This window comes from Pseudoduganella sp. (assembly GCF_041914865.1).
GTDB lineage: Bacteria > Pseudomonadota > Gammaproteobacteria > Burkholderiales > Burkholderiaceae_D > Rugamonas.
The window spans coordinates 1-22,656 of record NZ_JAYSCO010000072.1 but is presented as its reverse complement, the minus strand read 5'-3'; the positions used below and the strand labels follow the sequence as shown (position 1 = coordinate 22,656).

General features: G+C 64.0%; 18 protein-coding genes and 1 pseudogene. 14 read left to right on the top strand and 5 right to left on the bottom strand.

Translation table 11 applies throughout. From position 1 onward, the window contains the following. Positions 1 to 388: 388 nt before the first annotated feature. A complete protein-coding gene (locus ACE3TQ_RS23695; protein WP_374585638.1) occupies positions 389 to 724 on the top strand; it encodes a hypothetical protein in 336 nt (111 codons plus the stop codon). 71 nt (positions 725 to 795) lie between these two features. Here ACE3TQ_RS23695 and ACE3TQ_RS23690 read toward each other — a convergent pair whose 3' ends face one another. The 3 genes from ACE3TQ_RS23690 to ACE3TQ_RS23680 form a co-directional block, all read right to left on the bottom strand. Continuing rightward, positions 796 to 1,797 (bottom strand): glycine-rich domain-containing protein-like, encoded by a 1,002-nt coding sequence (locus ACE3TQ_RS23690; RefSeq protein WP_374585636.1) that lies wholly within the window; start codon positions 1,795 to 1,797, stop codon positions 796 to 798. 338 nt (positions 1,798 to 2,135) lie between these two features. After that, positions 2,136 to 3,809 (bottom strand): CHASE domain-containing protein, encoded by a 1,674-nt coding sequence (locus tag ACE3TQ_RS23685; RefSeq protein WP_374585634.1) that lies wholly within the window; start codon positions 3,807 to 3,809, stop codon positions 2,136 to 2,138. Positions 3,810 to 4,040: 231 nt separating this feature from the next. Further along, on the bottom strand, positions 4,041 to 5,801 hold the full coding sequence (locus ACE3TQ_RS23680; protein WP_374585632.1) for a glutamine--tRNA ligase/YqeY domain fusion protein: 1,761 nt from the start codon (positions 5,799 to 5,801) through the stop codon (positions 4,041 to 4,043). 265 nt (positions 5,802 to 6,066) lie between these two features. Between ACE3TQ_RS23680 and ACE3TQ_RS23675 the strand changes: the two genes are divergently transcribed. From ACE3TQ_RS23675 to ACE3TQ_RS23655, 5 genes and pseudogenes are all read left to right on the top strand, one after another. Beyond that, positions 6,067 to 6,360, top strand: coding sequence for a DnaJ domain-containing protein (locus tag ACE3TQ_RS23675; RefSeq protein WP_342120611.1), 294 nt, complete (start codon positions 6,067 to 6,069; stop codon positions 6,358 to 6,360). Positions 6,361 to 6,379: 19 nt separating this feature from the next. Next, a complete protein-coding gene (locus ACE3TQ_RS23670) occupies positions 6,380 to 6,880 on the top strand; it encodes a hypothetical protein (protein ID WP_374585629.1) in 501 nt (166 codons plus the stop codon). A gap of 3 nt (positions 6,881 to 6,883) precedes the next feature. Next, complete coding sequence (locus ACE3TQ_RS23665) at positions 6,884 to 7,660, top strand: hypothetical protein (protein ID WP_374585628.1); 777 nt, start codon at positions 6,884 to 6,886, stop codon at positions 7,658 to 7,660. Continuing rightward, the gene (locus ACE3TQ_RS23660; protein ID WP_374585626.1) at positions 7,660 to 8,532 is read left to right on the top strand and encodes a hypothetical protein; all 873 of its coding nucleotides are present in this window, start codon (positions 7,660 to 7,662) and stop codon (positions 8,530 to 8,532) included. The genes ACE3TQ_RS23665 and ACE3TQ_RS23660 overlap by 1 nt, the downstream gene beginning before the upstream one ends. 137 nt (positions 8,533 to 8,669) lie before the next feature. Continuing rightward, positions 8,670 to 8,927 (top strand): annotated as a pseudogene (locus ACE3TQ_RS23655) (hypothetical protein); the annotation flags it as partial. A gap of 3,300 nt (positions 8,928 to 12,227) precedes the next feature. Here ACE3TQ_RS23655 and ACE3TQ_RS23650 read toward each other — a convergent pair. After that, on the bottom strand, positions 12,228 to 13,118 hold the full coding sequence (locus tag ACE3TQ_RS23650; RefSeq protein WP_374585625.1) for a LysR family transcriptional regulator: 891 nt from the start codon (positions 13,116 to 13,118) through the stop codon (positions 12,228 to 12,230). A gap of 75 nt (positions 13,119 to 13,193) precedes the next feature. Between ACE3TQ_RS23650 and ACE3TQ_RS23645 the strand changes: the two genes are divergently transcribed. Together ACE3TQ_RS23645 and ACE3TQ_RS23640 are read left to right on the top strand one after the other, a co-directional pair. Continuing rightward, a complete protein-coding gene (locus ACE3TQ_RS23645; protein WP_374585623.1) occupies positions 13,194 to 14,393 on the top strand; it encodes an MFS transporter in 1,200 nt (399 codons plus the stop codon). Between the two features lie 74 nt (positions 14,394 to 14,467). Beyond that, entirely contained in the window at positions 14,468 to 14,797 is a 330-nt protein-coding gene (locus tag ACE3TQ_RS23640; protein ID WP_374585622.1) for a hypothetical protein, read from the top strand. An 89-nt stretch (positions 14,798 to 14,886) separates the two neighbouring features. Here the strand turns inward: ACE3TQ_RS23640 and ACE3TQ_RS23635 are convergent, their stop codons facing one another. Then, positions 14,887 to 16,113, bottom strand: a complete 1,227-nt coding sequence (locus tag ACE3TQ_RS23635; protein ID WP_374585620.1) for a CaiB/BaiF CoA transferase family protein — start codon at positions 16,111 to 16,113, stop codon at positions 14,887 to 14,889. Positions 16,114 to 16,182: 69 nt separating this feature from the next. Here ACE3TQ_RS23635 and ugpQ point away from each other — a divergent pair, with 69 nt between their 5' ends. The 6 genes from ugpQ to ACE3TQ_RS23605 form a co-directional block, all read left to right on the top strand. Continuing rightward, the gene (ugpQ, locus tag ACE3TQ_RS23630; RefSeq protein ID WP_374585618.1) at positions 16,183 to 16,935 is read left to right on the top strand and encodes a glycerophosphodiester phosphodiesterase; all 753 of its coding nucleotides are present in this window, start codon (positions 16,183 to 16,185) and stop codon (positions 16,933 to 16,935) included. A 124-nt stretch (positions 16,936 to 17,059) separates the two neighbouring features. Beyond that, positions 17,060 to 19,672, top strand: a complete 2,613-nt coding sequence (gene alaS / locus ACE3TQ_RS23625) for an alanine--tRNA ligase (RefSeq protein ID WP_374585616.1) — start codon at positions 17,060 to 17,062, stop codon at positions 19,670 to 19,672. 190 nt (positions 19,673 to 19,862) lie between these two features. Beyond that, a complete protein-coding gene (locus tag ACE3TQ_RS23620) occupies positions 19,863 to 20,090 on the top strand; it encodes a sulfurtransferase TusA family protein (RefSeq protein WP_090443023.1) in 228 nt (75 codons plus the stop codon). Positions 20,091 to 20,236: 146 nt separating this feature from the next. Then, the gene (locus ACE3TQ_RS23615; protein WP_374585614.1) at positions 20,237 to 20,986 is read left to right on the top strand and encodes an electron transfer flavoprotein subunit beta/FixA family protein; all 750 of its coding nucleotides are present in this window, start codon (positions 20,237 to 20,239) and stop codon (positions 20,984 to 20,986) included. Between the two features lie 24 nt (positions 20,987 to 21,010). Beyond that, entirely contained in the window at positions 21,011 to 21,943 is a 933-nt protein-coding gene (locus ACE3TQ_RS23610) for an electron transfer flavoprotein subunit alpha/FixB family protein (protein WP_374585612.1), read from the top strand. Positions 21,944 to 22,018: 75 nt separating this feature from the next. Then, the coding region (locus tag ACE3TQ_RS23605) for an acyl-CoA dehydrogenase family protein (protein WP_374585610.1) at positions 22,019 to 22,656 on the top strand (638 nt) is incomplete at its 3' end.

Here is a 22,656-nt window from a genome sequence, read left to right as displayed (position 1 = left end):
GCCAATGATTGCCAAGGAGGGCGCCATGTATAGCCACCCCACCAAGGAGCAAGTACGCGTTTACCTGGCCCAGCGCGGCCACGCTCACCTTCCCCCGCCTTCGCCAGAGGAAATCCGGCGCCGCCTGGACTGGCGCGCGGATACGGCGCCGATGCCGGCAGCCCTCATGTACCTGCCGCCAGCCCTCGTTTGGATAACGTTTACCTGGTGTTGCCTGCCACTCATGGCGTTTACTTTGGCAAGAAATGACCAGAAGTAGTTTTTTATTAAACTATCTTATTTCCTAGCACAGCCTTGTGCGCTAGAATCTATCAAAATCTCACAAAAGTTGCCCCGCGTTAAGCGAACGGCAATAAAAGGGTGTATCATACCGCCCGTGTGCCGAAAATTGCGTCAACAACGGCTTTTTCTGGCGCTCTTTGTCGAAAATTCCGCCAATTATTTTGTTGCGACAGCGCAACACATTGAAAAAGTAATAGCCATGAGCTCTCTGAAAGAAATTACCGCTTCGCCGACTTACAATCCGAACCGTGTGCTGGATGCCATCATCGAAAAGCTGCAGCTGAAAAATGATGCCGCCCTGTCCCGCGCGCTCGAGGTTGCTCCACCTGTTATCAGCAAGATCCGTCACAACACCCTGCCAATCGGCGCGACGATCCTGATCCGCATGCATGAAATCAGCGATTTCTCCATCCGTGAACTGCGTGAGCTGATGGCTCACTGATCGCTCGCCTGCGGGCAAGTAAAACGGCCGCCCTTGGGCGGCCGTTGTCGTTTACGCGGCGGCTTTCCTGCTTAGGCGGCTGCCAGGCGTGGACGTTCGCCGTAGAACTTGCTGGCTTCGCTGGATGGCGATGCGCTGGTGCCTACGCGGCCGGAGTAGGCGACCTTGGCGTCGGCGGAAGCCACACGGCCGGAGTAGGCGGTTTGCGCTTCGCCCGCCACGCGGCCCGAGTACGCGGTCTGCGCTTCAGATGCGACGCGGCCCGAGTAGGCGGTCTTGGCGTCAGCGGCAACGCGGCCCGAGTAGGCGGTCTTGGCGTCAGCGGCAACGCGGCCCGAGTAGGCGGTCTTGGCGTCGGCGGCGACACGGCCCGAGTAGGCGGTTTTGGCGTCGGCGGCGACACGGCCGGAATAGGCGGTCTTGGCGTCGGCGGCAACGCGGCCGGAGTAGGCGGTCTTGGCGTCGGCGGCGACGCGGCCCGAGTAAGCGGTTTTCGCGTCAGCGGCGACGCGGCCCGAATACGCGGTCTTGGCGTCGGAGGCGACGCGACCCGAATAGGCCGTCTGGGCATCGGCGGCGACACGGCCCGAATACGCGGTCTGGGCTTCGGCGGCGACGCGGCCGGAGTAGGCGGTCTGCGCTTCAGCGGCGACGCGGCCGGAATATGCCGCATCGGCTGGCGCCGCATCGCGCAGGTAAGCCTCGCCAAAGGTTTCCTCGTACAGCTCTTTCATGCGGTTGCCCACGCGCTCGTGCGCCGCTTCGTCATCTTCGCCGCGCAGGCCGATGTATGGGAAGTGGTGCAGGTAGTAGCCGAACACATTCTCGCAGTCGATGAAGTACTTCATCGTGTCGAGGATGTGGTAATGCCAGAAGATGTCCACGTCCATGAGCGGTGCGGTCTGCTCGTTGGGGAAGGTTTTCATCAGGTACAGGAAGCGACGGTACTCGAATTCAACAGCATTGGCTTTTTCCAGCGACCAGCCTTCGCCGGACTCCACGTGCATCAGTTTCACTTTGATTGGTTCCAGGTCGAGGTCGGCAATGGCCTTGAAGCTTTCAGCAGAAATCATGAGTGACATTCCCTATAAAAGTGAGCGAACTTAACAACCGGTGAGAGAGAAAAGACGCCGTTCTGGAGGGCTGGTGCTGTCGCCTGGGCATCTGGGCGTTCGGAGCTGGGAACGCGAATGTTGATGTGGGTCAACTAGCTCAAGTATAGACAGTGCACCCTCGAATGCAAGTAACAATTCAACCGTACGTCCCTTAAACAACACAAGCATAGATCCTTTCAAATCAATAGCTTGTCGCACTGTCAAATGTTACATATGCATTTTTGCTGAGCTTGGGAAAGGGAGTTTGATTTTGATCAACGAAGGCCCGGTCTTTTCCTACGCCGTGGTAAAAACGCCTAAGCGCTCAGGCGCATGTCTTCGGCCGGGGCCGCGCGGAAGCCGACCGGCACCGCAATGCTGACCGTCGTGCCGCCGTGGCTCAGGCTGCTGATCGAGCAATTGCCACCCAACAGGGAAATACGTTCTTCAATGCCGACCAGGCCGAAGGACCCGGCCTTGTGCCTGCTCGCCGTGTTGATGCCGATGCCGTTATCGCTGATCGTCATGCGCAGCATGCCATGCGACTGGTGCAGTTCCACCCGCACCAGGGTGGCGCAGGCGTGCTGGTGGATATTGCTCAAGGACTCCTGCAGGACGCGGAAGAAGGCGGTGGCGCAGTGATCGTCCACCCCATTGTCGGCGATGGCGTCTTCAATGAATTCGCATTTGATGCCCGAGCGCTGGCGGAACTGCGCGATCTGCCATTCGACCGCCGCCGACAGGCCGAGGTCCAGCACGTTGGGCCGCAAGTCGTTGATGATGTGGCGCACGCTGCGGATGGTATTGTCGATCTGGTGCAGGGTGGCGCGTGCCCGCGCATGCAGGCGCGGATGGCTCTTCTCGGTGCGCGTCGCCAGGATGTCGGCTTCGATGCGCAGGGCCAGCAGGTTCTGTCCCAGGTCATCGTGGATCTCGCGCGCAATACGCTTGCGCTCTTCTTCCTTGATATGGTCGGCATGGGCCGCCAGCCGGCGCAGGCGGTGGTGCGACAGCTGCAGGCGCGCCTGGCTGTCGCGCAGTTCGCGCGTCATGGCGCGCGCCATCTTCACGGCGCGCCGGCGCGACGAGGCCAACGTCACGAACAGCGCATAAATCAGGACGCTGGCGCCAAAGCCCATGCTGCCCGCCAGCAGCGGCAGGAACTGGTCGAAGCGCGAATACAGTTCCTGTTTCGGCACGCTGAACTGCGCGTGCCACGTGCGGCCATGGAACTGCACCGGCAATTCGCTCGTGAAATGTTCGCTGCCGGCGTGCGGCGCCCCCGGCTGGCTGTCGAACAGCAGGATGGGCGGCTGGGCCCCGGTACTGCTGTCGTGCAGCGTCACGCGCACTGCGTGCACCGGCATTTCCGCCAGTGCGGCGCCGACCAGGCGCGGCACACTGAAGCCCAGCCCCACCGAGCCAATGCAGGCCGCGCGCCGCTCGGCGACGGTGCTGGTCGGCATGCCGTTGCGGTAGATCGGGATGCGCATCGCCATGCCGACATGGCTGGGCGCACTGCGCAGCGGGATCGGCTGGCCTGAGCTGCTCATGGTGCCCTGGTCGCGCGCGCGGAACAGTGCCTCGGCCACGCCGGGGCGGGCCGCAATGTCGAGGCCATAACGGTCGCTGAAACCGGCCAGCGGTTCGATCAGGGTCAGCACCGCATATTCGCGCCGTACGCCGGCCGGATGGCGGACGAAAGCCGGGTAGCCCTGGTCGGCGATTTGCCGCTGGCGGCCCTCTGCTGCCGGGCGCACGGCGTCCGTGTAGTACTCGGCGAAATTGATGTTGTCGATGGCGGGGTAATTCTGCGCCAGGTCCAGGCCGCCCACATAGCGGTGGAACGATTCGCGCGTCACCTCGCCGCCGGCCTGGAAGTAGCTGGCGGCCGCGCGCAGCACGTCGGTGTAGGCCTTGATGCTGGTGTTGATGTTGAACTGGGTGTTATGCGCCTGGTTGTCGAAGCGTTCGCGGGCAGCGCTTTCCACCGAACGGGTGGCAATGGAGTGAAGGCCTATTCCGACCCCGAGGGAGATTGCTATGCCGAGCCACCACAAAGGCTGGGAAGGGGTGAATAAGCGTGGCGGTTGGCGGCTCATTCGTTGACTATAAGAATTTGAGTAACCGCTGGTCAAGTTGCAAAAATGCCACTTTGATTGAAATCAAACTAAGATGAAAAAAAGCCGCCCAAAGGCGGCTTTGTCCAAGACAAGCTGTGTTTATTTGGCCCAGCTGTCTTTCAGCGTCACGATGCGGTTGAATACCGGTTTGCCTGGCTGCGACAGCACGCGGTCGGCCACGAAGTAGCCGTGGCGTTCGAACTGGAAGCGCTGCTCGGCCGCTGCATCCTTCAGGCCCGGCTCCAGGTAGGCTTTGACGATTTCCAGTGCTTTCGGGTTCAGGAACTCCTTGAAGTCCTTGCCGCCGGCGTCCGGCTTCTCTTCGGTGAACAGGCGGTCGTACAGGCGCACCTCCGCTTCCAGCGCGGCTTCCGCGCTGACCCAGGTGATGTTGCCCTTCACTTTGTAGGTGTCGGCGCCCGGGGTGCCGGACTTGGAGTCTTCGAAATACTTCACGCGCACCGCGGTGACCTTGCCGTTTTCATCCTTGTCATAGCCGGTGCATTCGGCCACGAAACCGTACTTCAGGCGCACGCGCGCGCCCGGCTGGTCGCCCACCGGCGGGGTAAAGCGGAAGTAACCTTTGGTAGGTACTTCCATGAAGTCTTCCTCTTCGATCCACAGTTCGCGGGTGAACGGGAAGGTGCGCTGGCCCAGCTCCGGGTGGTGCGGATGGACCGGCGAGGTGCACTCGACCGACTGGCCTTCCGGGAAGTTTTCCACGATCAGCTTCAGCGGACGCAGCACGGCGATGGCGCGCGGCGCTTTCGGGTCCAGGTCTTCGCGTACGGCGCCTTCCAGCACGCCGAAGTCGATCCAGCCGTCCGACTTGGTGACGCCGGTGCGTTCGCACATCAGCTGGATGCCTTCCGGGGTGAAGCCGCGGCGGCGCATGCCGGCCATGGTCGGCAGGCGCGGGTCGTCCCAGCCGTCGACGATGCCTTCCTCCACCATCTGGCGCAGCTTGCGCTTGGAGGTGACGATGTAGGTCAGGTTCAGGCGGGCGAATTCATACTGGTGCGGTACCGGCTTCTTGAAGAAACCGCCCTCGGACAGCACTTCCAGCAGCCAGTCGTAGAATGGGCGGTGGTCCTGGAATTCCAGGGTGCAGATCGAATGGGTGATGTTTTCCAGCGCATCCGAAATCGGGTGCGTGTAGTCGTACATCGGATAGATGCACCATGCGTCGCCGGTGCGGTGGTGGTGCGCGTGGCGGATACGGTAGATTGCCGGGTCGCGCATGTTCATGTTCGGCGAGGACATGGCGTCTTCGCTGATCTTGGCGCGCAGTACGTGCTCACCATCCTTGTACTTGCCGGCCTTCATGTCGCGGAACAGCTGCAGGTTTTCTTCCACGCTGCGGTTGCGGAACGGCGAGTTGGTGCCCGGGGTGGTGAAGTTGCCGCGGTTGGCGGCCATGTCGGCGGCGCTCTGGCTGTCGACGTAGGCCTTGCCGGCCTTGATCAGGTACTCGGCCATTTCGTACAGCTTGTCGAAATAGTCGGACGCGAAGTACAGGTGGTTGCCGGCGCCGACCGGGCCTTTGTAGTCCCAGTCGAAACCGAGCCAGCGCACGCTGTCCATGATGGAGTCGACGTATTCCTGTTCTTCCTTCTCAGGGTTGGTGTCGTCGAAACGCAGGTGGCAGCGGCCGCCGAAATCGCGCGCCAGGCCGAAATTGGTGTAGATGGACTTGGCGTGGCCGACGTGCAGGTAGCCGTTCGGCTCGGGCGGGAAGCGGGTGATGACGGGCGGCAGGCCGTCGCGGGTATGCGCGCCGGAGGCCAGGTCGGCCTCAACGATGTTGCGCAGGAAGTTCGGCGCTGGGGCCGGGGCAGCAGGTTTTTTGTCGTTGCTCATGTGTGTTCTTGGTTCAAAACCGGTAAACCAGGGTCAGACCCAAGGGTCTGACCCTGTCTGCGCCAAGGTTGGGGTTTGGGTGTGCGTCGTTGACTTTCGTCGAAGATCAAGAGCCTCCACCCATCCCCCGGCCGGCGAGCAGACGGGGTCTGACCCTTGGGTCAGACCCCGGTTTCCCGGTTTTAGCGGTGATGTTCAGCGTAAACAGGGCATTTTATAGGATAATTCGTCCTTACGCGTTTAAAAACCGGCCCGGAGTTGCTTTATGGAAAATTTATATAATGTGCTCGGTGTCGCGCCCAATGCCTCTGACGAGGAAATCAAGAAGGTCTATCGTTCCCTGGCCATGCGCTTCCACCCGGACCGCAACCAGGAACCGGGCGCCGACGCCCGCTTCAAGGCCATCGTCAAAGCGTACGAAGTGTTGTCCGACCCGGTCAAAAGGGAAGAGTACAACCAGAGTGTGCACCACCGCATCATCATCGACCCGGAAGCGGAAGCCTACCAACAGTGGCGTTCCATCTTCAGCGTCAACGGCGTGAACATCCCCGCCGCCTGATTCAAGAAAGTAGCAGCAAATGAGAAAAGTACACCCAGAGTTCGCCTACCAGGCGCGCGAACTGGACGGGCAGATCGAGGGCATCCTCGGCGATCCGCCCGACCACAAGAACTACAAGAAAATGGTCGAAGCCCTGCGCACCGAATACATCAACGGCGGCGGCATCGACGACTTGAACATGATGGCCTTTGCGCTGGTGGACGTGATTGAATTCCACGACCCGAAAGCGGCCCTGGCCGACGCCGAAGACTTCGAGTACGGCGACCCGGCGCGCGTGTTCGGCGCCGCCACCACCCCCGGCGCGGACGGCTTGCTGGAAGCGCTGGAAGAGAACCACCCGGACCTGGCGCGCCAGGCCATCATCACGGCGCTGCTGCACAAGCACCCGCGCCTGTGGGACGACGAGGACACTTCGCTCGACCGCCTGGCCGAAGGCGACGAGGGCGACGATGAAGACGATTACGCCGACGAAGTCGTGAGCGACGACTTCTCCGGCATCTTTGACCAGCAGGAGGATTAAGCGATGTCCGATAAGAATCTGCCAGCCATCCGCAAGCAGGTCACTGAACTGGTGCTGGCCGGCTCCCTGGAGCATGCCGAGCGCGCTTTCGCCGAGGCGGCCGACACCCACGGCGACCTGGCCGTGGTCGAAGTGCTGCAGGAGCTGCCGCCGCACGTCACCGCGCTGCACATGTCCGGCTTCGACGGCGGCAAGCTGTCGCTGGCGACCCTGCTGGTGCCGCCCAAGCAGTGGGCCGAGAGCCTGGCCTATATCGCCGCCACCTGGCCGGACGATATGATCGAGGACGACCCTGAGCGCATCGCCGAATCGCTGTTCGCGCACATGCACGGCGTGATCTTCGGCACCGAAGACGAAGAGCGCCGCGCCGAGCTGCTGAAGGAAGCCTCGGCCACCGACTGGGGCTGCACCGCGTTCGCCATCCTGTTCTCGCTGGCGCCGAAAGAGGTGCTGGAAGTGGCGGGCGAAGTGATCTCGAAAGGCGCCTACCTGACCGGCCAGACCTCCTCCGACAACGACATCGTGCCGATCGCCGTCGCCCTGGCGCAAGCCAACGAGGACGGCTGGGACCGCGCCCTGTTCGAGCTGTTCCCGGAATTCCGCCACAGCGCCGACCTGGCCGACGCCGAGTTCAGCGACGACCCGGACGAAGAGCCGGAGCACCTGCAGCGCTCCACCAAAGAGCTGCTGTACCGCCTGCGCAAGCAAGTGCCGACCACCCGCAGCGGCACCGGCCGCGAACGCGCGCGGCGCTCCATCGGCACGGGGATCTTCGGCTGATGCTGCCCGCACTCGTCAAAGAAAGCCTGCCGCGCCTGACGCGCGCCATCAAGCTGCTGCCGGGCGACGACCGCGAAGACGCGGCCGTCATCCTGGCGGAAGAACTGAGCGGCATCACGGCCATGGTGGCGGACAAGTTCACCAACAACCGCACGGCCGAAGGCATCCAGAAGGCGGTTAACCTGACTATCGGCGGCGTCTCGCTCGGCCTGGAGCAGGTGCTGACCGTCGATTCCGACGAGCTGGCGCTGGACTACCTGGTGGAGCAGGGCGCCGAACTGGCCTTCCAGGCCGGCTTCCGCCAGCTCAAGGACCTGGCGGCCATGCCGGAAGACACGCTGATCGGCGAATACGACAATGACCCGATGTATGCCCAGCGCCGCCTGCGCGACCTGTTCTTCGACATCTGCTACACCGAAGCGGGCGCCAACTGGGATGGCCCGTCCAAGTACCAGACCCAGTTGAAGCAGCGCCAGGAAGTGCAGGCCGTGGTGCGCCTGGCGAACTGGCTGCGCCGCCACAATGCAGAGGGCGCGGTCAAGGACGCCGACCTGAACGCGGAAGGCGTGATCGCGCTGGCGATCATCTTCGCCGTCGAAGGCGGCGGCCGCATCGTGGCGCGCACCGGGCAGAAGGAGTTCGAGCGCTTCGTCAAGGCGGTGCGCAAGGCCAAGCCCGACTACGAGGCCGGCTTCGCCGCGCTGGTGGCGGCGGTGCCGGAGCAGCACCATCCCGTGCTGCTGCACCGCATCGACCTGTATCGCCGCAGCTGCACCGTGCTGCAAAAGCTGCCGGGCCGCTTCGCCATGAAGACGCTGTGGACGGAACTGGAGAACTACGCCGGCTCGGAGCTGGACGCCGATTACGACTGATCGATCCCGCACGTTGCAAGCACAGGGCCGGCCTTTACGCCGGCCCTGTGCATTTTTGCCCGCGCACGATTGGCTTGCGGTGGCAATTTTGGCAACTGGTTCAGCTATGATTCGCACTTTTGCGTTCGAGGATCGGTATGAGGAAGTGGATCGCCGTATTTCCGCTGGCGATGACGGTCGCCACCAGCAGCTACGCCGGCGACCTGGAGAAAGCGCAGCGCGCCTTCAAGGAGGGCGCTTGCGGCCTGGCACTCGCCGAGGCGAAAGAGCCGGCGGCACGCGGCGACCAGGATGCGCAGTTCCTGCTGGCCGAGATTTACTCCAGCGGCATACACGACTGCGAGCGCGATTTCCGCGACGAGGCCAAGGCGCAGCACTGGTATCGCACCGCTGCCGAGGCGGGCCACCTGGAAGCGCAGCAGGCCATGATCTACCGCTTCGACGACACTCCCGAGCAGCGCGCCGAATCCGACCGCTGGACACGTCTTGTCGCACAGCGCGGCAATGCGGGGGCACTGGAACGCCTGGCGCAAATGTACGCCGACGGCGAACGCGTAAAGCGCGACCCGGTAGTGGCGCTGGCGTTGAAGACCATCGCCGCGGCGCAGGGCGGCAAGCCTGGCAAGGACGACAAGGCATTGCACGCCTGGCAGGCCAGGCTGGCTGCCCCGCAGGTGGCCGAAGCGAACGAACTGGCCGCCGCCTGGCGCCCCGGCGCCGCGTTGCCGGAACGATCCGCAACCGGCCAGCGCCCGGCGCTCGAATGGCTGCGCGAGGCGGCCGAGGGCGGCGATCCGCAAGCGGCCTATCGGCTGGGCCAAGCCATGTGGGACGAAGGCGGTGCTACAGCGGACCAGGCCGCGCCCTGGTTGCGGCGCGCCGCCTCGGCCGGCATCCGCGAGGCCCAGCAATTGCTGGCGCACGCCATCGCCCATGAAGCCGGCGAGCGTTACGATCCTGGCCTGGCGTATGCCCTGGCTACGCTGGCGGGCAGTGAAAACGCGGCGCACTGGGAACGCGAACTGACGCCGCGCCAGCTGCGCGAGGCCAGGCAGTTCCTCGCCAGCTGGAAGCCCGGCCAGCCCTTGCCGCAAGCGTTTGCCAGCGCCGCCGAACGCAAGTACCGGCGCGCGCGTGTCGAGCCCGCGCGCGCCGCAGCCACACCGCAGGTAATGGCCCTGTTCGACGCCGCGCGCAAGGCAGATGCGCCAGCGTTCGAGCGCGCGCTGGCCCAGGTGCGCAATATCGATGATTACCGCGTCGAAGGCATGACGTTGCTGGCAGCGCTCCTGCGTCCGGACCCTGCGCTATTGCGGCAGGGACGCGAACTGGCCGGGCTGGCCGCCGGCCCGCGCCTGGCGCGCTGGCAAGACTTGCGCGCGCAGCACCAGGCGCAGCTGCCGGCGCGTGCGCGCATGCTGGCGCAGCTGCTGGCGCGCAAGCCGGACCTGCATCGCGGCAGCGGCACAGGCGCCGAACCGGCTGCCGCCCTGCATTTCGCCGCGATGTTCGGCTCGCCCGCCATGGTGCGCCAATTGCTGGCGGCCGGTGCGGATCCGGCGCAGCTGGGCGGTGTGCATGGCCATTACGCCCCGCTCGAGTACGCCCTGGCGCAGGAGGCGCACAGTGAAGGTTTGCCGGAGATGACGACGCCGGAGCAGCGCACCGAAACCATCCTGGCACTGTTGCGCGCCGGCGCACCACGGCCCCTGGCCGCCGCCATCGAGGCCGACCTGGCGCAGGCCAAGGCCAAGGGGAAAGAGTATGTCCCGTTCCGCGACCACTTCCTGTGGCGCGACCTGGTGTGGCTGACGCGCGGCACGGAAGTGCTGGATAAAGTGCAGGCCCTGGGCAGCCAGCCGCCCGCGCCAGACCCCAATAGCGCCCATTCGCTGCTGGGTGAAGCGGCCTTCGCCGGCAATACGTCCGTCATTCCCTGGCTGAAAAAGCGCATCGGCCGGCTGGACGCCAAGGGCCATGACCGCTGGCTCGATGCCGCCATGTATGCGGCCTACCTGCCGCAGCCGAAGGCGACGCAGATGCTGGCCGCGCTGCTGGCCGACGGCATGCCATGGCAGCAGAGCGGCCCGCAGGAAAGCCATTCCTACGAACGCTTCCTGCCGCTGGGCAGCCGGCGGGTCAATGGAACCACAACGTTGGCCGGCCATGTCATCGAGGCGGGCAATAACGCCGCGCTGGAATACCTGCTAAAACGCGGCATGCCGCTTCCCGGCGCACTGCTTGGGCGCGCAGCGCGTGCCAACAACACGGCGGCATTGAAGCTGATGCTGCGTCCTGGCGTCGATGCCCGCGAAACGCTGCAATACCTGTTCGAAGACGCGGACGTGCAGCCGGCCACCATCTTGCTGCTGGCCCAGCACCAGCTCCGCAGTGGCCAGCCGACAGCCGCAGACGACCATGGCACCCTGCTGGAGGCAGTCGGGCGCCGCATCGGCCAGCCGGGCTACCGCCAGCTGTTCGGCCAGTTGCTGGCGCTGGGCGGGCCGGGTGATGGCCTGAGCGACCAGGCCGTCGCGCGCATCTTCAGCGCGCAGGACAAGACCCTGGCGCTGGAGCTGCTCGATGCCGCGTTGCCGAAAGCAGCCAGCCAGGCTGCCCGCACGCGCTACCTGGAAGCGGCAATCGTCCAGCGCCGGCTGGACCTCCTGCCACGTTTGCTGAAAGACGCCAGCGTGGCAGAAAGCAGCTGGCAACTGGCCGTGGCGGCGAAAGATGAAGGCCTGCTGCGCGCGCTGGCCGCCGATAAGCCTTTGCGCCTGGATGCTGTCTGCATGCGCAACGACGCCATGCTGGCCGGCGTGGTACTGGAAAGCACGGATGCCTTCTGGACCCTGCTGCGCAGCAGCGGCTTCGGCAGCGACCCTGCGCGCTGCGGCGACATGGGCGAACGCGTGCTGCGCTACCTGGCCGCCCATCCCGAACGTCCGGCGGCGGGATGGATGGCGCGCGTACTGGCGGCGCGTGTGGCCGATCTGGCGGGCGGCAAGCCACAGCTGGATGCGCGCCTGTGGGCAGATCTGGCCCGCAACGGCCACGGCGCCCTGGCGCAGGCGCTGCTGGACGCCGGCTGGCGCGCACCGCAGCTGGAACCGGTGCCGCTTTCCAGCCAGTCCAAGGCGCTGGCCGGACGCTATGTCTACCAGCGTGGCGGACTGTGCGAACTCGATCTGCGCCAGGATGGAACGTTCCAGCTGACCTCGACCCTGGAGGGCGCCACCTGGTATGCGCGCGGCGCCTGGCGTGCCGAAGGGGGCGACCTGGTGCTGGAGAGTGCGCCGCCGGCGAAGCCGCGCATCGTACTCGATGCCGAGGGCGCGACCACACGCGGCGGCAAGACTGTTTCGGTGGAATTGCAGGCGCGCGGCGCTTCAGTGCCCGGCGTCGAATTGCTGCTCCTGGGCGATGCCCCGCTGGCGCTGCGCGGCAAGACCACGGTCGACGGCTGGTCGGGCACGCTGGACGGGCCGGTGCGGCAGATCGTCGTGATCGACCGCGGCAGCCGCGAGAGCCATGTGATCGAAGTGCCGCCCGAGCAGGCCATGCGGCGCCGGTTCGTGCTCCAGGCCCAGCGTGGCGACTATGACGATCCTTTCCGCGGCAAGGGCTACTTCAGCGGCGGTCGCCTGACACTGGACATGGGCAACTACCCGGTCACCCTGGAGCGGCAATAAGCACTAGCTGGCTTGTTCCAGCACCAGCCGCACGAACGCATCCACCAGGGGCCCGCCGTCGTCGCTGCGGCGCGCCAACTGCAGGCGGGTGGCGGCCGCCGGATCGTCCAGCCGGCGGTGCACCACACCGTCCATGTGCATGCTCTGGAACGGGCTGGGCAAGACTGAAACCCCGATGCCCGCCGCCACCAGGCCGATGATGGTGGAGGCCTCGTGCGCCTCCATCGCCACCTGGGGCACAAAGCCCGCCGCGCGGCACAGGCGGAAGATCTGGTGATTGATGCCGACGCCGGCCTCCTTCGGATACATCACCCAGGGCAATCCGGCCAGGTCGCCAACCTTTACTGTCTGCTGCTGCGCCAGCGGCGAATCGCTGGGCAAGAACAGCAACAGTGGATCCTCCTGCAAAGTGGCGAGGGTGATGCTATCCGGCAGCGCGACCTCGGGCGGGCGTACAAAACCCAGGTCCAGCTTGCGCGCCTCTATCGCCTCGAACTGGCGCAGGGTGCTCATTTCGTGCAGGGTAAGCGCCACCTGTGGATAGCGCTGCCGATAGCGCCGGATGGTGCGCGCAAACAAAGGCGTGAACGGTGTCGAGAAGGTGAAGCCGACGCGCAGTTCGCCCGCCTCGCCGCGCTGCGCCCGGCGCGCACGCTCCGCCGCGCTTTCCGAACGGGCGAGGATGGCGCGCGCATCTTCCAGGAACAGTTTGCCGGCCTCCGTCAGGCGCACCCAGCGCTTGCTGCGCTCGAACAGGCGCGCGCCCACTTCCGCCTCCAGCGCCTGGATTTGCTGCGACAGGGGCGGCTGGCCAATGTGCAAGCGCTCGGCCGCGCGCGTGAAGCTGAGCTCCTCGGCCACGGCCACGAAGTAGCGCAGGTGACGCAGTTCCATAATATGTAGAAGCGATTAATAACGACTGAAATATATATTGGACTGTATGACAGGGCAATCCTAAGATGATTCACCATGAACGCCCTGAGCCACCCCACCAACCGCGCCATGTTCTTCGGCGGCTTTTCCTGCTTCGCCTTGTTGTACTGCGTACAACCGCTGATGCCGCTGCTATCCCACGAATTCGCTCTGAGCCCGGCGCAGGCCAGCCTGTCGCTCTCGATTTCAACTGCCGCCATGGCGGTTGCCCTGGTCGCTTCGAGCGCATTGTCGGACCGCATAGGCCGCAAGCCGCTGATGGTGGCCGCGCTCGCCATCGCCGCCCTGATGACCCTGCTGTGCGCGCTGGCCGGCAATTACGGCCAGCTGCTGGCCGCGCGCACCCTGCTCGGCGTGGCGCTGGGCGGCATGCCCGCCATCGCCATGGCCTATCTTGGCGAAGAAATCGAACCGGGCCAGCTCGGGCTGTCGATGGGGCTGTACATCAGCGGCAGCGCCTTTGGCGGGATGGTGGGGCGCATGGCGGCCTCGTTCTTGAGCGACGCCTACTCCTGGCGCGTGGCAATGGCCGCCATGGGCGTGGCGGGCGTGCTGGCCGCCTTCGAGTTCTGGCGCAGCTTGCCCGCCTCGCGCCGTTTCTATCCGCGTGCAGCCGGCTGGCGCGCCATGCCTGGCGCAATGCGCGGCCACTTCGCCGACGACGGCCTGCCGTGGCTGTTCGCGCTTGCCTTCCTCCTGATGGGCTGCATGGTCAGCGCCTACAACTACATCAGCTACCGCCTGTTGGCCGCCCCGTTCGAGCTGCGCCAAAGCGTGGTGGGCGGTATTTCGCTGCTGTACCTGCTGGGGATTTTCAGCTCCGTCTGGGCCGGCAAGCTGGCCGACCGCTACGGCCGCAAGGGCGTGCTGTACCTGGTGCTGGGATTGATGCTGGCCGGCATCGTGCTGACGCTGTCGGCCTGGCTGCCGGCGGTGCTGGCCGGACTGGCACTGTTCACCTTCGCCTTCTTCGCCGCGCACTCGATGACCAGCAGCTGGGTGGGCCGCCGGGCGCGTGGCGCGGCGCTGGCGTCCGCCCTGTACCTGTTTTTCTACTACCTGGGCTCCAGCGTCATAGGCTGGGCGGCAGGCGTGTTGTGGGCGCGCGCCGGCTGGGACGGCGTGGTGGCCTTGCTCGCGCTATGCCTGTTGGCAGCGGTGGCCATCGCGTTGCACCTGCGCCGGTTGACGCCAATTGCACCAATGTTGAGCCAGATCAAAGCCGAGGCAGGCTAGCGGAACAGTGCCGCGGGGAGCCGTCTCCAACTCGCACCGGCACGCTGGGTGCCGTTTTGAAGGAGGAGACGATCATGATGCACGACCGTGAAATCCGTATCAGGCTCAGCAATATCCAACACGCCGTCGGCCAGGCCGCGCAAGCGTTGTCGGCCGAGCGCAACCTGACCGGCGAGCTGCGCGACACGATCCAGAAACTGGACCGGCGCTCCGACGACATCAGTGAAATGCTGGTGAGCGAAGACTACTCCAACGTCCCCAAGCTGGTGAGCGACATGGAGCTGCTCGGCGCCCGTGCGCGCCGCGTCTGCGCCAGCGAGCGCATGCAGGTGACCCCTGAAATGAAAGCCGCCGTCAACCACATGCACCGCGAGCTGTTCGACTTCAAGCAACACCTGCACTAAAGTAATTGTCCACTTTGGGGTCAGGAAGAAAAGTGGACATTTCCCAGGAAAATGTCCACTTTTCTTCCTGACCCCGAAGTGGACATTTTTTAGAGGATGTTTTTGCTGCGCAGGGCGGCGATCTCGGCGTCGCTGCGGCCGAGTACTTCGCGCAGTACTTCTTCGGTGTGCTGGCCGAGCAGCGGGGGCGCTTTGTCGGTCTCGGCGGGACTGGCGCTCAGGCGCATCGGGCTGCGCACCAGCTTGACCTTGCCCGCCGTCGGGTGCGGCGCTTCCATCACCAGGCCGCGTGCTTGCACTTGCGGGTTCTGGAAGACGTCGTGCAGGTCGTTGATCGGGCCGCAGGGCACGCCGACCGCTTCCAGCCTTTCAATCCACCAGTCGCGCGATTGGGCTTTCACCATCTCGGCCAGGATCGGCACCAGCTCGTCGCGGTTCTTTACGCGCAGGGGATTGGTGGCGTAGCGTTCGTGCGTGGCGAGGTCGGCGCGGCCGCCCACTTCGACGAATTTCTGGTACTGGCCGTCGTTGCCGGTGGCGACGATGATGTAGCCGTCCGAACAGGCGAAGGTCTGGTAGGGGACGATGTTGGCGTGCGCGTTGCCCCAGCGCTTGGGCGCTTTGCCGCTGTTCAGGTAGTTGGAACCCATATTGGCCAGCATGGCCACCTGCACGTCGAGCAGGGCCATGTCGATGTACTGGCCTTCGCCGGTGCGGTCGCGGTGGGTCAGGGCGGCCAGGATGGCGATGGTGGCGTACATGCCGGTCATCAGGTCGGTCAGGGCGACGCCGGCTTTTTGCGGGCCGCCGCCTGGCAGGTCGTCGCGCTCGCCGGTCACGGACATCAAACCGCCCATGCCCTGGATCAGGAAGTCGTAGCCGGCGCGGTGGGCGTAGGGGCCGTCCTGGCCGAAGCCGGTCACCGAGCAGTACACCAGGTCCGGTTTCACGGCTTTCAGCGATTCATAGTCGAGGCCGTATTTTTTCAGCTGGCCGACCTTGTAGTTCTCCAGCACCACGTCGGCGTGGCGCGCCAGGTCGCGGATCAGGGCTTGCCCTTCAGGCTTGGAAATATCGCAGGTGACCGAGCGCTTGCCGCGGTTGGCGGACAGGTAGTAGGCGGCCTCGGTGGTGTCGGCGCCGGACGCGTCCTTGGCGTAGGGCGGGCCCCAGGCGCGCGTGTCGTCGCCGGCGCCGGGGCGTTCGATCTTGATCACGTCCGCACCGAGGTCGGCCAGGTTCTGCGAGCACCAGGGGCCGGCCAATACGCGGCTTAAGTCCAGTACGCGGATGTGTCCAAGGGCCTTCGGGGTCATGTTGTCTTCTTCCTACTGTTTTCAGGGAGCGTTAGCTTAACGCATCCAACCGTGTTAGTGTCTTAATCCATGTGGCCCTATCCAAAAATCGTTGCGCACCGCGGCGGCGGCACGCTGGCGCCGGAGAACACCATTGCCGGCCTGCGCGCCGGCCTGGCGTATGGTTTCCGCGCGGTGGAATTCGACGTCATGCTGTCGTCCGATGGCATCGGCGTGGTCATGCACGACCCGCATTTCGGCCGCACCATTTACGGCGACGGCTATGTGCCCAACTTCAGCGCTGCCGAACTGGCGAAGATGGATGCGGGGCGCTGGTTCGGCCCGGAATTCCGCGGCGAGCCGGTGCCGCTGTTCCTGGAGTGGGTCGATTACTGCAAAGAGCACAAGATCTGGATGAACATCGAGATCAAGCCGGCCGAGGGGCACGAGGTGGAAACCGGGCGCTGGGTGGCGCACACGGCGCGTGCCCGCTTTGCGGCCGAAGTGCTGGCGGGCGATCCGGCGCAGTTGCCCTTGCTGTCCTCCTTCAGCATGGCGGCGCTGGCGGCGGCGCGCGACGCGGCGCCCGACCTGCCGCGCGCATGTTTGTTTGATAAGATTCCTGCCGATTGGCAGAACACGGCGCGCGAGCTGGGCGCCGTCGCGATCCACACCAACCATAAGCACCTGACGCCGGAACTGGCCCAGGCGGTGAAAGCCGCCGGCTTCGGCCTGTTTTGCTATACCGTCAACACGCCCGAGCGCGCCCGCGAAATCCTGCCCTGGGGCGTGGACGGCTTCTGCACCGACCGCATCGACCTGATCGGCCCCGACTTCGCTTAGCGGGAAAAAATGGGGACGTACCCCATTTTTCGAGAAAAATGGGGTACGTCCCCATTTTTTCCATCGGCGGGCGCTTCACGTATAATCAACCCTTTGCCTCAGCCTGCAACCTATCCTTTACGACATGAAATCTGCTGAAATTCGCGAAAAGTTCCTGAAATTCTTCGAATCCAAGGGTCATACGATTGTCCGTTCCAGCCCGCTGGTGCCAGGTAACGATCCGACCCTGCTGCTGACCAACTCCGGCATGGTGCAGTTCAAGGATGTGTTCCTGGGCCAGGACGTGCGCCCGTATTCCCGTGCCACCACCGTGCAGCGCTGCGTGCGCGCCGGCGGCAAGCATAATGACCTGGAAAACGTCGGCTACACCGCGCGTCACCACACTTTCTTCGAGATGCTGGGCAACTTCAGCTTCGGCGATTATTTTAAGCGCGATGCGATCCAGTACGCGTGGGAGCTGCTGACCAAGGTCTACGGCCTGCCGCCTGAAAAGCTGACCGTCACCGTCTACCAGGAAGACGACGAGGCTTACGATATCTGGGCCAATGAAGTGGGCGTGCCGAAAGAGCGCATCATCCGCATCGGCGACAACAAGGGTGCGCGCTACGCGTCGGACAACTTCTGGCAGATGGCCGACACCGGCCCATGCGGTCCGTGCACCGAGATCTTCTACGACCACGGCGAAGGCATTTACGGCGGCCCTCCGGGCTCGGCGGAAGAAGACGGCGACCGCTACATCGAGATCTGGAACCTGGTGTTCATGCAGTTCAACCGCGACGAGGCGGGCGTGATGCACAAGCTGCCGAAGCCTTGCGTCGATACCGGCATGGGCATGGAGCGCCTGGCCGCCGTGCTGCAGCACGTGCATTCGAACTACGAGATCGATTCCTTCCAGGCCCTGATCAAGGCTGCTGCGCGCGAAACCGGCGCGACCGACCTGGAAAACAAATCGCTGCGCGTGATCGCTGACCACATCCGCGCCGCTGCCTTCATGATCGTGGACGGCATCATCCCTGGCTCGGAAGGCCATGGCTATGTGCTGCGCCGTATCATCCGCCGCGCGCTGCGCCACGGCCACAAGCTGGGCCAGACCAAGGCCTTCTTCTACAAGCTGGTGGAAGACCTGAACAAGGAAATGGGCGGCGCCTATCCGGAACTGGCTGAAGCCAAGGACCGTGTGGCCCAGGTGCTGAAGGCCGAGGAAGAGCGTTTCGGCGAGACCCTGGAAAACGGCATGAAGATCCTGGAGGCGCAGCTGGCCAAGGATCCGAAGAACCTGGATGGCGCTACCGCCTTCACCCTGTACGACACCTATGGCTTCCCGCTGGACCTGACGGCGGACATCTGCCGCGAACGCGAAGTGACGCTGGACGAAGCCGGCTTCGCGGTGGCGATGGAAGAGCAGAAGCGCAAGGCGCGCGAAGGCGGCAAGTTCAAGAAGATGGCTGCCAACGTTGAATACGCGGGCGAGAAGAACAAGTTCGTCGGCTACGACCAGCTGCAGCACAACTCGAAAGTGGTGGCGCTGTACGCCAACGGCGCGCCGGTGCAGGAACTGAAAGCGGGCGAGCAGGGCATCGTGGTGCTGGACACCACCCCGTTCTACGCCGAATCCGGCGGCCAGGTGGGCGACAAGGGCCTGATCCAGGGCGCCACCGGCAAGTTCGAAGTGGAAGACACGCTGAAGATCCAGGCAGACGTGTTCGGCCACCACGGTGTGCTGGCCTCCGGTTCGCTGAAAGTGGGCGATGCGGTCGGCGCGGAAGTGGACCAGCATGCGCGCGGCCGCACCATCCGCAACCACTCGGCCACCCACCTGATGCACAAGGCCCTGCGCGAAGTGCTGGGTTCCCACGTGGCGCAGAAAGGCTCGCTGGTCGATCCGGACAAGGCGCGTTTCGACTTCTCGCACACCCAGCCGATGACCGCTGAGGAAATCGCCAAGGTGGAAGCGATCGTCAACGCCGAAATCCTTGAAAACCACGCGACCCAGTCGCACCACATGTCCTTCGACGACGCTGTGAAGCATGGCGCCATGGCGCTGTTCGGCGAGAAGTACGGCGACGAAGTGCGCGTGATGGACATCGGCTCCTCCAAAGAGCTGTGCGGCGGCGTGCACGTGCAGCGCACCGGCGACATCGGCCTGTTCAAGATCGTGTCGGAAGGCGGCGTTGCGGCCGGCATCCGCCGCGTGGAAGCCGTGACCGGCGAAGGCGCGCTGGCGCTGGTGCAGGGCATGGCGCGCAAGCTGAACGAAGCCGCGGCCGCGCTGAAGTCCAACCCGGAAGAGCTGACCGCCAAGATCGGCGCGGTGCAGGACCAGGTCAAGTCGCTGGAGAAAGAACTGGCGGCACTGAAGTCCAAGCTGGCTTCCGGCCAGGGCGACGAGCTGGTCAACAAGGCGGTCGACGTCAAGGGCCTGAAGGTGCTGGCGGCGACCATGGAAGGCGCCGACGTGACCGCGCTGCGCGAAACCATGGACAAGCTGAAGGACAAGCTGAAGTCCGCTGCCATCGTGCTGGCCTCCGTCAACGACGGCAAGGTGAGCCTGATCGCCGGCGTGACGGCCGACTCGATCGGCAAGGTCAAGGCAGGCGAGCTGGTCAACTTCGTTGCACAACAAGTGGGCGGCAAGGGCGGTGGCCGCCCTGATATGGCGCAGGCCGGCGGCACCAATCCGGACGCACTGCCAGGTGCGCTCGGTGGCGTTGCAGCATGGGTGGAGTCGCGTATCTAAGAGCTACGAAAGGCCCGCTCTCTCTAGGGCGGGCCTTGCCGACATTGAAATGTCGTTGTGATTTTGCAACGCAACATTAACTATTTTGGTGCAGTGCGTCAGACGCCCAAAATTGGAGTAGTATGTCGGAAATCAGTAGTACAGAAGCGAGATATTGATGAGCGAAACTCTTACTCTCGAGTCCGAGACCATGGAATTTCATAAGGACCTCGATGCCCGCGGGCTGAATTGCCCGCTGCCTATCCTGAAAGCCAAGAAGGCTTTGGCCGAACTGGAAAGCGGCCAGGTCCTGCGTATCGTGGCCACCGACCCGGGTTCCGTGCGTGACTTCCAGGCCTTTGCCAAGCAGACTGGCAATGCTTTGCTGTCGCATGTGCAGCAAGGCACCGAATTCACTTTCCTGATGCGCCGCAAGTAAGTTTTGCGGTATCCTTCCGGTTGCTGATTTTTCGGCGCCGGATTGTACTTAAAAAACGCACGACCGTGCTTTTATTCGATAAGACTGATCGAATTCCAATATAATCTAGCCCACTATTTACTTATCACTTTTTCAAAGGCACACCTATGAAAGTCCTGGTACCTGTCAAGCGCGTCGTCGACTACAACGTGAAAGTGCGCGTCAAATCCGACGGCACTGGCGTGGATATCGCCAACGTCAAAATGTCGATGAACCCGTTCGATGAAATCGCGCTGGAAGAAGCGACCCGCCTGAAAGAAGCAGGCAAAGTGACCGAAGTGGTTGCCGTATCCGCTGGCGTGACCCAGTGCCAGGAAACCCTGCGCACCGGCATGGCTATCGGCGCCGACCGTGGCATCCTGATCGAGACCGCGGTGGAACTGGAGCCGCTGGGCGTGGCCAAGCTGCTGAAGGCTGTGGCCGAGAAAGAGCAGCCGCAGCTGATCATCCTGGGCAAGCAGGCCATCGACGACGACTCCAACCAGACCGGCCAGATGCTGGCTGCGCTGCTGGGCTGGCCGCAAGCGACCTTCGCTTCGAAGGTTGAGCTGGCCGACGGCAAAGTGACCGTGACCCGCGAAGTGGACGGCGGCCTGGAAACCGTGGCGCTGCAACTGCCAGCCATCGTCACCACCGACCTGCGCCTGAACGAGCCACGCTACGTGACCCTGCCGAACATCATGAAGGCGAAGAAGAAGCCGCTGGACACCGTGACTCCGGAAGCCCTGGGCGTCGACGTGACCCCTCGCCTGAAAACCCTGAAAGTGACCGAGCCTGCCAAGCGTTCCGCTGGTATCAAAGTGCCTGACGTAGCGACCCTGGTGTCGAAGCTGCGCACCGAAGCTAAAGTCATCTAATCATTTTCAAAGGATTCTTCCATCATGGTCGCACTCGTAATCGCTGAACACGACAACGCTAGCCTGAAAGGCAGCACCCACCACACCGTTACCGCCGCCGCCAAGTGCGCAGGCGAAGTCCATGTCCTGGTTGCTGGCGCCAACGCCGGTGCCGCTGCCGCTGCCGCCGCGAAGATCGCCGGCGTCACCAAGGTGCTGCACGCCGACGCCGCCCACTTTGCCGACGGCCTGGCCGAGAATGTCTCCGAGCAGATCCTGGCGGTAGCCGGCGGCTACACCCATATCCTGGCTCCTGCCACCGCCTACGGCAAGAACATCCTGCCGCGCGTGGCCGCCAAGCTGGACGTGGCCCAGATCTCCGAAATCACCAAAGTGGACGCGCCTGACACCTTCGAGCGCCCGATCTACGCCGGTAACGCGATCGCCTACGTGCAATCGTCGGACAAGGTTAAAGTCATCACCGTACGTACCACCGGCTTCGACGCCGCTGCCGCCGAAGGCGGTTCCGCTGCAGTGGAAACCGTGGCTGCCGCCGCCGATTTCGGCAAGTCCGCATTCGTTGGCCGCGAACTGGCCAAGTCGGACCGTCCGGAACTGACCGCTGCCAAGATCATCGTTTCCGGTGGCCGTGGCATGGGCTCCGCCGACGCCTTCAAGATCCTGGAACCGCTGGCCGACAAGCTGAACGCCGCCATGGGTGCATCGCGCGCGGCAGTGGACGCGGGCTTCGTGCCGAACGACTGGCAGGTTGGCCAGACCGGCAAGATCGTGGCTCCTTCGCTGTACATCGCCGTCGGCATCTCCGGCGCGATCCAGCACCTGGCCGGCATGAAGGATTCGAAGGTCATCGTGGCCGTGAACAAAGACCCTGAAGCGCCGATCTTCTCCGTTGCCGACTACGGCATCGTGGGCGACCTGTTCGAGGTTGTTCCTCAGCTGGTCAAGGAACTGGGTTAATCAAATAAATGTCCTGAAAAAGGACTGAGTACCGGGGCCACGCAAGTGGCCCTTTTACTACCTTGGAGAGGTGTCATGAGCTATCAAGCCCCAATGAAAGACATGCTGTTCGTGATGAACGAACTGGCGAACCTGGAAGGCGTATCGGCGCTGCCAGGCTGTGAAGATGCAAACGCGGAAACCGCGGAAGCCGTACTGGAAGAAAACGCGAAGTTCGTGAGCGGCGTGATCGCCCCGCTGAACCACGCGGCCGACAAGGAGCCGAGCTTCTGGGCCGATGGCAAGGTCACCACCTCCAAAGGCTTCAAGGAAGCTTTCCGGCAGTTCGCCGAAGCCGGCTGGCAGGGCCTGCAGCACCCGACCGAATACGGCGGCCAGGGCCTGCCGAAACTGATCGGCACCCCGTGCGTGGAAATGCTGCACGGCTCGAACCTGTCGTTCGCGCTGGTGGCCCTGCTGTCGGACGGCGCGATCGAGGCGCTGCTGACCGCCGGTTCGGAGGAGCAGAAGGCGACCTACCTGGAGCCTCTGGTGACCGGCAAGTGGACCGGCACCATGAACCTGACCGAGCCGCAAGCCGGTTCCGACCTGGCTGCCGTGCGCACCCGCGCCGTGCCGCAGGGCGACGGCACCTACAAGATTTTCGGCACCAAGATCTTCATCACCTACGGTGAGCACGACATGGCCGAGAACATCATCCACCTGGTGCTGGC

Coding starts and splice junctions, on each gene's coding strand:
- ACE3TQ_RS23690 (WP_374585636.1), bottom strand. CDS start 1,797: ATGATTTCTGCTGAAAGCTTCAAGGCCATTGCCGACCTCGACCTGGAA.
- ACE3TQ_RS23680 (WP_374585632.1), bottom strand. CDS start 5,801: ATGAGCAACGACAAAAAACCTGCTGCCCCGGCCCCAGCGCCGAACTTC.
- ACE3TQ_RS23675 (WP_342120611.1), top strand. CDS start 6,067: ATGGAAAATTTATATAATGTGCTCGGTGTCGCGCCCAATGCCTCTGAC.
- ACE3TQ_RS23670 (WP_374585629.1), top strand. CDS start 6,380: ATGAGAAAAGTACACCCAGAGTTCGCCTACCAGGCGCGCGAACTGGAC.
- ACE3TQ_RS23665 (WP_374585628.1), top strand. CDS start 6,884: ATGTCCGATAAGAATCTGCCAGCCATCCGCAAGCAGGTCACTGAACTG.
- ACE3TQ_RS23660 (WP_374585626.1), top strand. CDS start 7,660: ATGCTGCCCGCACTCGTCAAAGAAAGCCTGCCGCGCCTGACGCGCGCC.
- ACE3TQ_RS23650 (WP_374585625.1), bottom strand. CDS start 13,118: ATGGAACTGCGTCACCTGCGCTACTTCGTGGCCGTGGCCGAGGAGCTC.
- ACE3TQ_RS23645 (WP_374585623.1), top strand. CDS start 13,194: ATGAACGCCCTGAGCCACCCCACCAACCGCGCCATGTTCTTCGGCGGC.
- ACE3TQ_RS23640 (WP_374585622.1), top strand. CDS start 14,468: ATGATGCACGACCGTGAAATCCGTATCAGGCTCAGCAATATCCAACAC.
- ACE3TQ_RS23635 (WP_374585620.1), bottom strand. CDS start 16,113: ATGACCCCGAAGGCCCTTGGACACATCCGCGTACTGGACTTAAGCCGC.
- ugpQ (WP_374585618.1), top strand. CDS start 16,183: ATGTGGCCCTATCCAAAAATCGTTGCGCACCGCGGCGGCGGCACGCTG.
- alaS (WP_374585616.1), top strand. CDS start 17,060: ATGAAATCTGCTGAAATTCGCGAAAAGTTCCTGAAATTCTTCGAATCC.
- ACE3TQ_RS23620 (WP_090443023.1), top strand. CDS start 19,863: ATGGAATTTCATAAGGACCTCGATGCCCGCGGGCTGAATTGCCCGCTG.
- ACE3TQ_RS23615 (WP_374585614.1), top strand. CDS start 20,237: ATGAAAGTCCTGGTACCTGTCAAGCGCGTCGTCGACTACAACGTGAAA.
- ACE3TQ_RS23610 (WP_374585612.1), top strand. CDS start 21,011: ATGGTCGCACTCGTAATCGCTGAACACGACAACGCTAGCCTGAAAGGC.